We start from the raw sequence: 11,737 nt of genomic DNA, 5'->3' as shown, positions 1-11,737 counted from the left end.
TGCGGGCGCTATGGCTCAAACCCATGACGGATCTGATTTCGCTGTATAACGAACGTATCTCCGATGGGTCCCTGACGCGGGATGATGCGCAGGAAGCCGTTCTGCCGCATTTCGAACGTATCCGGGCCGAATTGAGCGCACCGGTGAAGCGGGGTTTGTTTCGCAAGGCGCCACCTCCGCCCAAAGGGCTGTACCTGTGGGGCGGGGTTGGGCGTGGGAAATCCATGCTGATGGATATGTTCGTCGATGCGCTGGAAGATATACCGGCGCGGAGGGTGCATTTTCACGCGTTTATGCAGGAAATCCATGCGGGTATGCACAAGGCGCGTAAGGATGGTGTCGAAGACGCGCTAGCCCCGGTCGCGCAGGAGGTCGTGAAATCGGTCAAGCTGCTGGCGTTTGATGAAATGCAGATCACCGATATTACCGATGCCATGATCGTCGGACGCCTGTTTGATCTGCTGCATGCGGGGGGCGTGGTCATCGTCACGACCTCGAACCGGCATCCGGATGATCTGTACAAGGACGGTTTGAACCGACAGCTGTTTTTGCCTTTCATCGCCCATATCAAAGAGCAGCTTCAGGTATGGGAGCTGGTCTCGCCGACCGACTACCGCCAAAACCGCCTTGAGGGCGCGCCGGTCTATTTCTCGCCAATTGGCCCGGAAGCGCGTGAGAAGATACGCGCCGTTTGGACGGATCTGTCCGGCGGCACGGCAGAGCCCTTGATCTTGCAGGTCAAAGGTCGCGCTGTTGAGCTGCCAGCTTTTCGCAATGGGGTTGCACGGGCATCCTTCTATGACCTATGCGGTCGGATGCTGGGTCCCGGGGACTATCTGGCTATCGCCGAAACGGTCAAGGTTCTGGTATTGGAGGATATTCCCCGTCTGTCCCGCAACAACTTCAATGAGGCCAAACGCTTTGTGACCTTGATCGACGCGTTGTATGAGGCAAAAGTTCGGTTGATCTGTTCTGCGGCGGCTGAGCCCGAGATGCTGTATGTCGAGGGCGAAGGGACTTTTGAGTTTGAGCGCACCGCGTCTCGGCTACGGGAAATGCAGGATCAGGATTGGGGGAAATAGGGGGCTCCGCACCCGCCGCCGCTGGCGGCTCCCCCGGGATATTTTTAGCCAGATGAAGCCCTGCGGGCGGATCTTAGCCGTTTTCGCGCAGGATATTGCCCGCAAGGTAGAGGGACCCGCAGATTAGGATACGTGCACGCGGGTCTTTGGCGACGATTGTGTCGAGCGCCTCGGTCACGCTGTTGGCAGTTGATGCGGGCAGATCTACCTTGGCGGCAGCGGCGGCTGTTTCATCCGCGCTGAGGGTTGCGGCCTCACCTGGGATGGAAACGGCGGTCAGGCTTTGGGCCTGTTTGGCAAGCGGCGCGAGGTAGCCCGTCACATCTTTGGTATTCAGCATACCGCAGATCATATGGGTCGGGCGCTTCGGCAAGTTCGACAGAACCTCGGCCAGAGCGATCCCGGCTGCGGCGTTGTGCCCTCCGTCCAGCCAAAGTTCGGCCTGCCCTGCGGCTTGCACGAGCGGGCCGGTTTTAAGGCGTTGCATCCGCGCGGGCCATTCAGCCTTGCTCATGGCGACCTCATAAGCGGCGTCACCAAGGTTGAGGTGGCGCAGAACGGCAAGGGCCGCGCCTGCGTTCTGGATCTGGTGGGCACCCAAGAGGTTGGGCAGTGGCAGGTCACGCAAGCCTGTTTCGTCCTGATAAATCAGGCGGCCATTTTCTTCGGTGACGTGCCAATGTTGACCATATGCAATGAGAGGCGCGCCGAGACGTGCGGCGGTCTGTTCGATCACCTCCATCGCCTCATCAGGTTGCGGGCCGACGATGCAGGGCACGCCGCGTTTGATGATACCGGCCTTTTCAGCGGCGATTTTCGCCAGCGTATTGCCCAGAAATTGTTCATGGTCGATCGAGATCGGGGTGATCACCGTCACGGCGGGTTTCTCGATCACGTTAGTCGCATCCAGACGTCCGCCGAGGCCGACCTCGAGCAGGGTGTAATCCGCTTTGGCTCGTGCGAAGGCCAAAAGGGCCGCGCAGGTCGTAATCTCAAAATAGGTGATGTTCTCGCCGCCGTTGGCCGCGTAACACTCATCGAGCACCGCCGTCAGGTCGGGTTCGGAGATCAGCTCTCCGGCTAGACGAATACGTTCATGGAACCGAGCGAGATGCGGTGAGGTATAAGCATGGGCCGACAGCTCTGCCCCCTCAAGCCCGGCTCGGATCATCGCTTGGGTCGAACCTTTGCCGTTGGTTCCGGCGATATGGATCACCGGCGGCAGCTTGTCTTGCGGGTTGTCCAATGCCTCTAGCAAACGCCAGACGCGGTCCAAGGTCAGGTCGATGATCTTGGGGTGCAGCGCCATCATCCGGTCGAGGATGGCGTCCGATGTTTGGGTGGTCATTTCTGATCCGTATCTTCAGCAGGTGCGTCTGCCGCAGCCTCTTCCGGTTCCGGTGCGGGCAGATCGCCTTTGATCGCCGGAGGCTGGTTCATCAGCATGCGCGTGATGGTGATCAGCTCTTCACGCAGCTCGGTGCGTTTAGTCACGCGGTCCAGCATGCCGTGATCCAGCAGGTATTCGGCGCGCTGGAACCCCTCGGGCAGCTTTTCACGGATGGTCTGCTCAATCACGCGGGGACCCGCAAAACAGATCAGCGCGTTGGGTTCCGAGATATGCACGTCGCCCAGCATCGCGTAAGATGCAGTCACACCACCGGTGGTTGGGTGGGTCAGAACGACGATATAGGGCAGGTTCGCCTCTTTCAGCATCTCGACGGCCACGGTGGTACGCGGCATCTGCATCAGGCTCAGGATGCCTTCCTGCATCCGGGCACCGCCGGCGGCCGAGAACAGGATCAGCGGGCGCTTTAGCTTAACCGCCTCTTGCGCGGCGGCGATGATCGCGTTGCCGACATACATGCCCATGGACCCACCCATGAAGGAGAAATCCTGCGCGGCGGCAACAATCGGGGTGCGCCCGATTTCGCCTGTGGCAACAAGCATGGCTTCTTTCTCGCCGGTTTTCTTCTGGGCCGCCTTCATACGATCAGGGTATTTCTTCTGATCACGGAACTGCAGTGGGTCATCTTTGGGCGCAGGCACCGCAACTTCGGTGAAAATCCCGCCATCGAACAGGTGACCGAACCGGTCGCGCGGCGTGATTGCCATGTGGTGGCCGCACTGGGTGCAGACGTTCTGGTTTTCGGCCAATTCGCGATGGAACAGCATCGTTCCGCATTCACCGCATTTGTGCCACAGATTTTCTGGCACTTCTCTGCGCGAGAAGATCGAGTTGATCCGGGGGCGGACGTAGTTTGTGATCCAGTTCATATCAGAGCCTTGGATTGTGCGGCGTTGACGTCAAATAAGACGCTACGGAAAGAAATGCAATCAGCGCCTGATGACTAGTCGTGCTGTCAGCCAGCAAACCATCATCGAGCCGAAATCCACCCACAACCACTGCCGCAACACCCCACCATCCGACATATCGTAGGGCAACACGAAAAGGGCCAGACCACTGAGCGTATCGGGCAATGAGATAATCAGGAGAGAGATCACATTATTGAAGAAATGCAAAGCGATAGCCGGACCCAAAGTGCCAGAGCGAGCCGTCAGATCAGCCGCCAGAACGCCGAACACACAGGACCAGACCGCAACCAGCAGCGCGTTGTCGCCAGCAATCCCCGGCGCATAGTGACCCGCTGCAAACAAGGCCGAAGGCACCCCTACCCAGATCAGCGGCGACCGGAACCGCGCGGCTAAGGATTGCTGCAGGTAGCCGCGAAACAGGATCTCTTCGGCGCTGGTCTGAATCAGCACGGCGCCTGCCGCAAAAGGCAGAAGCACAATCCAGGTCGAGAAGGCAAGGTTCTGGGTCAGCGGATCCCCCATTCCGTAGGGCGGCAGGGCTGCCAGTGCCAGACCGAGAACCACCAGGGCCACCAAAACCCGTATGAATTGACTGATCGCCAGGCGGCGCTCTCCGAGAATCGCCCAGAGTGACCTTTGCTGCATCTGTTTTGCTGCGACAGCGACTCCAATCGTCAGAAACCCAAAGCTGGCCAGCAGGACAAATGTCGCTAGGGGCGACGTGCCTCGCAAAAACCCCTGGGCCTGAGTGGGCGGGATGAGGGCTCCTATAGCCGCAAAAAGAACAGTGTTCGCCGCCAAATAGAGCGCGCAAACAATCACCAGCCCGACTAGCAACCGCCACAAGTCAGGGCGCACGCGGGCGTCGCGCACCAGATGCTCATGCGCGGCATAGGCGGCGGGTTCAATCATCGTCATCGGCCTCGTCAAGAATGGTTTCCTGCACCACGTCCGGGAAGACATCCGCCGGGTTTGCAACTGTGTTGACCCGCGTGGCGAGCGTGGTCAAATATCCCGCAACGGTCTGCAGCAACTGCGTCGCGACCGAGGCGTCGCTTTCGACTACGGCGCGCAGTTCTTCGGCCCCGATACGCAGGAAGGCGCAATCTGTGTTAGCAACCAGATCAAGTTGACGGCGGTCACCGGTGATGATCGAAAGATCCCCGATCAAGCGACCCGGCTCAACAATCGATATGGGGCGTTTGTTGCCATCTTCATCCGACCAGTCCAACCGGGCCTGACCCCGGATGCACAGATAGGCTGCGTCCGCCGTCTGCCCGCGCGAGAAAATCACCTGCCCCGCGGAGACGTCGTACCATTGCGCCGAGAACGCAAGCAGCCGTTGGTTCCGCGCGTCGATACCTGAGAAAAGCTCGGTGGTCGAGATGATTTCGAGCTTTCTGCTGAGGTCGGCAGTAGCCCCCTCCTGATGCAGAACAGGCGTGCGTGAGACACCGTCGACGCGGCCATCCTTGACCTCGACGAACAGGTCATAGGCCTCGGGATGAGCAAAGTGATCCTCCATGAAGATCATGATCGACTCGGGAAGTAATTCCCGCAGGCGCAGCCGGGTGCGCAGGCGACTTTCCGAATCGTGGCTGGCCAGCGCCTTATCGAGGATCAGGATATCGGGGCGCTTGATACCCGCACGCGAGAACGACGCGCGTTCTTGGAACACCGTAGGCAGGTTGTTCCCCCCCAAGCCCGAGGGTAGGTCGAACATGGTAGCTGCAGCGCGGCGGCGCAGACCGGCCTCATTCACGGCCTGGGCAACCAGATCCTCAATCTCTTCGGCGTGCGCACCCGCCATTAGGGAAACGCGTCCGTAAAGGACATTCTCGATCACGGTCAGGCGCGGGAAATAGGCGTCAGGCGACAAAGGAACGAACATCCCATCCAGCGCCTCATGCATGGCGGCGGATTGCTGTTTTCGGATCGCAAGGATCTTGTCCTTGTATTCATCCGGAAAGTCGGGGCCAATTTGCTCGGCCGTCAACAGGAACGGCACCGTCAGCATCAACGCACAATCCGGTTCTGAGACCGAATCAGCCCCTTTGGTTTTCAGGCGATCCTTGATGTCCAAAAGCCTGTGATACATGTCTTTGGACATGCCCAACCGCAGGAAAAGCGGGTGATCGGTGCCATCGCGACCAAAGGCCTGGTCCAACGTCTCGATAACGGTGCTGGCCATGTTCATTGCTTCCTCGGCCAGATCATGGCTGCGCAACATGTTGCGGAACCGCTGATCACCAGCCAGAGACTCGGGTGTGATATCCCGCGCGGGCGTTGCAAATAGCAAGTTACCACCCAAAGGCACCGCAGGATTGAACTGATCCGGGTCGAACCGGTAGACATAGCGATCGAGGCCCTTGTCGTGCAATTTCTGGGCCACTGTCTCGCGCAGTTTGACAAGCTCTTGCGCGAGACCCGGATGCAGTTTTGGATCAAACTGCGTGCGCAGGGTGCGGCGCAACATGAACTCGTCAATGCCCATCGCCTCAACCAGTTGGAACCACCACGCACGGATGTCGTCGATATCGTCCAGCCCGGCCAGCCCCGGATCGACCCACTCATCCTCGAGCGAATCTATCGGATTGCCGGACCGCACGGCCTCGATCTGGCGGCGGCTCGGGGCCTTCTTGGCCTCAGTTCCGTGCTGAGGATAAGGGCGCAGCGGCATCAGCAGGTTGTCACCCAGAGTTCCATCGAACAGGTAGGGGCGCGAATACGCATACCCAATCCGAGCAGCAATCACCGCCTGATGTAATTCGTTGAGATTATGCCCGGCCAGCAGGACCTCACCTTGAACTGGCACCACCTCACGCGTCAGAAGCTGCGCCAGAGCGGTGCGTTCGGCCGCGTTTGTCGACTGAATCGCCACCCGCGCGCCCTTGGGAATTCTCAGATCGATATCTTCCAAAATGGTCTTGCCGTCATCATCGCGCACGGTGATGTTCCGCAGTTCGATATCACCGGTGAGGTGCGGAATGACCTCGGGCCGGCCTTCGAACAGATGTTCCGGGATCATGTTGGACGGGGCGAAGCGTTCGGTCACGATCTCCCAACGCAGCGACATGTCCTGCACCTGATTGTAGTAGGTCAGCAGGTCTTTCCACGGGCCGCTCAAATCCTTGTAGGCCCCCAAGGCCGCCACCAGAGCACCCACAGTCACCTCACCCGTGATCGCCAGATAACCTCCGACCGAGTAGAACAAGAACGGGGTCATCTGAGTGATCAGATTGTTGAGGAACTTCATGAAGAACTTTTTGTTGTAGATCTTGAAGCGGATCTCGAACAAGTTCCCCAGACGGTAGCTGAATTGCGCCAACCGGTAGCGCCAGCCGCCATTGGTGCGCAGATCGCTGATCCCAGCGGCACTTTCGCCGATCTCGGAACTCAGGTGGCGGACCTCCTGAATGCGTTCTTTGTTCAGCAGGTTGATCTGACGTTGCAGTTTCGGGATCAACCACGCCTGCAACGGGATGAGGGCGATACTGGCCAGCCCGAACCAGACGCTCTGCATGAACAGAAAGGTGACGATGGTCATCATCTGACCGAACTGGAACACCGGCTGAGCGATAGCGTCGCCCATCAGACCACCCATAGGTTCGGCCTCGGAAGTGATCATCGACACCAGCTCACCCTGACTGGTGGTGGCGAAATACGATTTCGGAAAGCGCATCGACCGGTTGATCAGCGTAAATCGCAAGCGACGCAGCATCCGTTCCGCCAGAACGCCCTTCATCGTGTTGATGCGCATCTTCATCAGGCCGCTGGCGATCACAGTGGCCAGAAAGACAAAACACAGGATCATAAGGTATTGAATCTGCGTGACGGTCACCCCCCAGATCGTGACCGTATCCGCGGGCGCACCAATGGCATCGTTGATGATCTGCTTGGGCAGCTCAAGCGAGGCATAAAGGAACGGAAACGAAAGAACCGTCAGAACCAACAGCACAAGCTGTTGTTTTTTGGAGTGTTTCCAAATGAACGAAAACAGGGTGGGTTCCATGGCCGGGCCTTGTCGAATGAAAAACTGATGCGTGGCGTGGTTGCTGGCGACCCGCTTTTTCAAGAGGCCCGACCCTAAGCACAGACCCGACGTAATGCAAGAACCGACGGTGGCCTTACGCGCCGAAAACCGACAGATCCAAATTCCGGGTTTGTCCCTTGACCGGTCTTTGACTAAAGAGGTCCTACGTCGGACGAAGGGACCATGGGTAGGATTCTCGAACGCTATTTTCACCGCAGGGTTTTGGACCGCTGGCGCAAGGCCGCGCAGATGGCGGGTGACGCCCCTCAGGCCGAACTGCGACGCCAGCGCGACAGCGCGCGCGCCCTGCAAACACAGCTTAGGCAGGTGATTGACACGGCGGATATGCGGCTGCGCGACCCTCAAATAGGCTCGAACCAGTTTCCCAAACCGATCGGCACGGATTGGAGCTGGCGCCCCGATCTGTGGCGCTGGCCTCTTGCGACGCCCGGCATTGCCTCCCCTCCGCGCAAAGCGTCCCTTAATGATCAGGTACAGGTGTTTCACGATTGCCCACAGGCCGAGATCGCCCTGAGCCAAAACCGCAACCGTCTGTCCAACGATCTGGCACCTTTCAATATGGCAGTCGAGGTCTTTGGCTTCGAAGGCAGCTTCCTCTCGCTTTCGATCCAACTGCCAAGCGATGCCTCTCAGGGTCTGAGCCTGCAGCACCTTATCCGTCTGGATACGCAGATTGACGCGGAACAGGAGATCGACCTCTTTGCCAGGCTCAACATCCTCAGCGGTCCGAATACCGAACAGGTTCTGCGCAAGCTTAATCTGGCCAGCCCGTCGCCCAGCGTCGATTTCGATCTGGCCCATCTGCCGTTGAATGAGAAACGGATCGAGAAGGTCTGGTTGGACCTAATCCTTGAAAACCCCGGCATGAACAGCGTCATTATGCGCGACCTGACTTTGTGCCGCCACCATCGCGCTGATTTGTGAGGTCCTTGGGAATGACTGAGCCACTACTGACCCGGACCCGGTTTGAGAACGGAACTTGGCAAGGGCATCTGCGCGCCCTGACCCAGCCGGATATTCAGGTGCTGTACCGGGGGGAGGACGTCGATGGTGTTACACTCTCGGATGTCGAGGGCGGCTGGTCCGTGACCATCCCGGTGCCGATCGCGGCGCTGTCGGACGGGGTCCATAGCTTTGTCATATCCGAGCGCTCAACGGCCCAGAAACTCGGTGATTTCACGGTGATCGCGGGCGAACCTGCCGCCGACGACCTACGCGCCGAAGTCGAGCTATTGCGCGGTGAGCTTGACATGCTCAAGCGAGCTTTTCGCAGAATTTGCCGGGACCCGAGCTGAGCCGCTACCCGGGTTTTCCTATCTTTTTCGCCATTTACATGCATCATTGAGGCAGCCGCAACACTCCGGAAGCCGCCATGGATCGCAAAAGTATCATCAAAGTCATTGCCTTGATGGTGACCGCATTTGGCATCGGCATCGACTTTACCGGGGCTCTGATGCTGGTTCCGTCAATCGAAAGCAGCTTTGACAGCGATATCACCAGCACCCAGTGGGTTCTGAACATTTACGCACTGTTCTTCGCCATGACCATGGTCGCCGGAGGACGTTTGGGCGACATGTACGGACACCGCAGCGTGATGATCATCGGCTTGTCGATCTTTCTGTTTGCCTCGGTGATGTGCTTCTTCGCGCCCGGCCTCGATTTCCTGATCGGCGCGCGCGCCTTGCAAGGCATTGGCGCAGGATGCGTCTGGCCCTGTACCTTGGCCTTTGGGGCCACCAAAGTCTCCAAACAGGAACACCGCGCGCTTGTCATGGGTCTGATCTTGGCGGGCGTGACCACGGGCAATGTGTTTGGCCCAATGATCAGCGGACTTGCCGTCAGTTTAGGCGAATGGCGATACTTCTTCCTCGCCAACGTCGTGTTCTCCTGCATCTCGATGGCAACCGCACTGATTTTGATGGAGCGGGAGACCCAGCACAAACAGGGCGAACACATCGACTTTGCCGGTATGGGAATCCTGTCCTTTGCTGTGCTTCTTCTCCTCTACGCGCTGGATGTGGGGGCTGATTGGGGCTGGTCGTCAATCCCGCTTTTGCTGCTTTTCTTTGTCAGCGCCGTTCTGTTCCTGCTGTTTCCGCGCGTTGAAAAGCGGGTGAAAGAGCCGCTCCTATTGCCGCAATTAATGCATAATAGAGAATTTCTGATCACGCTTGGCCTGAATATGTTCAACGTCTCAGCCGCCTTCGTCGCGTTGTTGTACTTTCCGCAATACATGCAAAAGGTGCTGGGCTGGACGACTTTCCAATCGGCGCTTGGGCTGGCCCCTCTGACTATCCTGTTGGCGGTGGGGTCGATTGTCTCCGGCACGCTCTACAATGATTTCGGGCCTAAACGCCTGCTGTTTTGTGGCTATGTTCTGGCGGCTGTCGGATCGGCCAGTATCGTGATCCTGCCCAGCAGTTTGGGCTATTTCCACATCCTGCCGGGCATGGCGATGATCGGGTTGGGCGCGACCCTGACGGTCGGGCCGTCCGGAACCGCTGCGGTTTGCGCAGTCAAACCTGAACGCGCCGGGCTGGTGGGTGGCCTAAGCTTCATGACGCATCTTGTCTACGGGGCAATCTCGGTCGCCTGTGCGACGGCCATCATGTATGCGGTGTCGCTGTCTACATTGCGGGACAAACTTGCCGCCGCTGGCATTGATCTGACCGATGCCGAACAACGGGCCATCAACGGAGGCACGCTCAGCACCGATTCAGCACATGCAGTTATGGCAAAGCTGAGCGCGGATCAGGTCGAGGCGGTCAAATCCGCGCTCACAACTGCCTTTGACAGCGGCATGAGCATGGCGTTCATCTTTTCCACGATCTCGGTGTCCGTGGGCATTCTTCTGGCGCTGATGCTAGATGAAGCCAAGCTGCACAAGATCGAAAGCTGAAAGGGCCGCGCCTGGCGCGACCCTTTGGATTTTACTGAGCCTCGATTTTACTGAGACGGGCCGTCAGGATTGAACGCCGACAGGCCTTTGAGGATGTCGATGGCATAGGCCAGCTGGTAATCCTCTTCCCGCAGCTCAGCCGTGGCTTCGGCCTTGGCACGATCTTCTTCGATCTGGCGGATTTCATCCTCGCTGAGGCTGTCATTGTTCAGACTGCCGCGCAGATCCGCTTCCGAGCGTGCCGGACGATCATCCTCTTCTTCGGTTTCCGGAGCCGGGCGCGGTTGTTCCACGATGATGTCCGGGCTGACACCCAACGCCTGGATCGAGCGGCCAGACGGCGTGTAGTACCGCGATGTGGTCAGACGCATCGCACCGTCACCGCGCAGCGGCATCACCGTCTGCACCGAGCCTTTACCAAAGCTCTTCGTGCCAACAACAATTGCGCGACGGTGGTCCTGCAGGGCACCGGCCACGATTTCCGAGGCCGAGGCGGAGCCGCCATTGATCAGCACCACAATCGGCTTGCCTTCGGCCAGATCACCGGGGGTCGCGTTGAAACGCTCGCCGTCCTGCGGGTCACGCCCACGGGTCGAGACGATCTCACCTTCGTTCAGGAACGCGTCCGAGACCTTGATCGCCTGCGTCAGCAGACCGCCGGGGTTGTTGCGCAGGTCCAATACAAAGCCGTTGACCTTGTCGATCCCGCCTGCTTCCTCGATCTGCTCTTCCATTCCGGCCTGCAGGTTCGGGAACGTTTGGTCGTTGAAGGTGGTCACCCGCATGACAACGCTGGTGCCCTCGGTCCGCGCGCGTACAGCTGTCAGTTTGATCGTGTCACGAATGATGGTGACATCGAACGGATCAGGCTCACCTTCACGCACAACGGTGATCACGATTTCCGAGCCGACAGGACCGCGCATCAGTTCAACCGCCTTGTCCAGCGTCAGGCCCAGAATGCTTTCGCCGTCCACATGGGTGATGAAATCTCCGGCCTCAATCCCGGCCTCATCAGCGGGCGTGTCGTCTATCGGAGAGACGACTTTGACAAAGCCTTCCTCTTGCGTGACCTCGATACCAAGACCACCAAACTCACCCCGGGTCTGAACGCGCATCTGTTCGGCGTCGTCAGGCGACAGGTAGCTGGAATGCGGATCAAGCGAGGTCAACATGCCGTCAATCGCGGCTTCGATCAGCTCTTCCGGCTCAACCTCTTCGACGTATTGCGCGCGGATGCGTTCGAAAATGTCACCGAACAGGTCGAGTTGCTGGTAAACATCGGCCTTGCTCTCGGCCTCCTGCGCCAGCAGCGGTCCTGCGATCTGAGTTGTTGCAATGATGCCTGCAACCGTTCCGGCCAGTCCGGCCATCACAAATTTCTTCATA

The 11,737-nt window shown here is 58.7% G+C and carries 9 protein-coding genes; 4 read left to right on the top strand and 5 right to left on the bottom strand.

The annotated features are described in order from the left end of the window. The first annotated feature begins 23 nt into the window (after positions 1–23). A complete protein-coding gene (gene zapE, locus ACOERD_RS24200; RefSeq protein WP_170554999.1) occupies positions 24–1,082 on the top strand; it encodes a cell division protein ZapE in 1,059 nt (352 codons plus the stop codon). Positions 1,083–1,155: 73 nt separating this feature from the next. Here the strand turns inward: zapE and ACOERD_RS24195 are convergent, their stop codons facing one another. Genes ACOERD_RS24195 through ACOERD_RS24180 form a run of 4 tightly spaced genes read right to left on the bottom strand, consistent with a single transcriptional unit; the run spans position 1,156 to position 7,410 of the window. Then, on the bottom strand, positions 1,156–2,430 hold the full coding sequence (locus tag ACOERD_RS24195; RefSeq protein ID WP_419740748.1) for a bifunctional folylpolyglutamate synthase/dihydrofolate synthase: 1,275 nt from the start codon (positions 2,428–2,430) through the stop codon (positions 1,156–1,158). Then, positions 2,427–3,359: an acetyl-CoA carboxylase, carboxyltransferase subunit beta gene (gene accD, locus ACOERD_RS24190; RefSeq protein ID WP_170377315.1), complete on the bottom strand. Its 933-nt coding sequence runs from the start codon at positions 3,357–3,359 to the stop codon at positions 2,427–2,429. The genes ACOERD_RS24195 and accD overlap by 4 nt, the downstream gene beginning before the upstream one ends. Positions 3,360–3,419: 60 nt before the next feature. Next, complete coding sequence (locus tag ACOERD_RS24185) at positions 3,420–4,316, bottom strand: CPBP family intramembrane glutamic endopeptidase (protein WP_419740747.1); 897 nt, start codon at positions 4,314–4,316, stop codon at positions 3,420–3,422. Next, positions 4,303–7,410, bottom strand: coding sequence for an ABC transporter transmembrane domain-containing protein (locus tag ACOERD_RS24180; protein ID WP_419740746.1), 3,108 nt, complete (start codon positions 7,408–7,410; stop codon positions 4,303–4,305). Before ACOERD_RS24180 ends, ACOERD_RS24185 begins: the two co-directional genes overlap by 14 nt. Positions 7,411–7,614: 204 nt before the next feature. Here ACOERD_RS24180 and ACOERD_RS24175 point away from each other — a divergent pair, with 204 nt between their 5' ends. The 3 genes from ACOERD_RS24175 (at position 7,615) to ACOERD_RS24165 (ending at position 10,351) form a co-directional block, all read left to right on the top strand. After that, positions 7,615–8,376 carry a DUF6478 family protein gene (locus ACOERD_RS24175; RefSeq protein ID WP_419740745.1) on the top strand — a complete coding sequence of 254 codons (762 nt, stop codon included), beginning with the start codon at positions 7,615–7,617 and terminating at the stop codon, positions 8,374–8,376. Between the two features lie 11 nt (positions 8,377–8,387). Then, complete coding sequence (locus ACOERD_RS24170; protein ID WP_419740744.1) at positions 8,388–8,747, top strand: hypothetical protein; 360 nt, start codon at positions 8,388–8,390, stop codon at positions 8,745–8,747. 77 nt (positions 8,748–8,824) lie between these two features. Next, the gene (locus ACOERD_RS24165) at positions 8,825–10,351 is read left to right on the top strand and encodes an MFS transporter (protein WP_419740743.1); all 1,527 of its coding nucleotides are present in this window, start codon (positions 8,825–8,827) and stop codon (positions 10,349–10,351) included. Between the two features lie 47 nt (positions 10,352–10,398). On the opposite strand, the gene ACOERD_RS24160 is transcribed toward ACOERD_RS24165, so the two are convergent. Further along, positions 10,399–11,736 carry a S41 family peptidase gene (locus ACOERD_RS24160; protein ID WP_170377303.1) on the bottom strand — a complete coding sequence of 446 codons (1,338 nt, stop codon included), beginning with the start codon at positions 11,734–11,736 and terminating at the stop codon, positions 10,399–10,401. Position 11,737: the final 1 nt, after the last annotated feature.

It is taken from the genome of Ruegeria sp., from assembly GCF_965199275.1.
Classification (GTDB): Bacteria; Pseudomonadota; Alphaproteobacteria; order Rhodobacterales; family Rhodobacteraceae; genus Ruegeria.
Note: the sequence above shows the minus strand (reverse complement) of the source record. Positions and strands in the feature narration are given on the sequence as shown.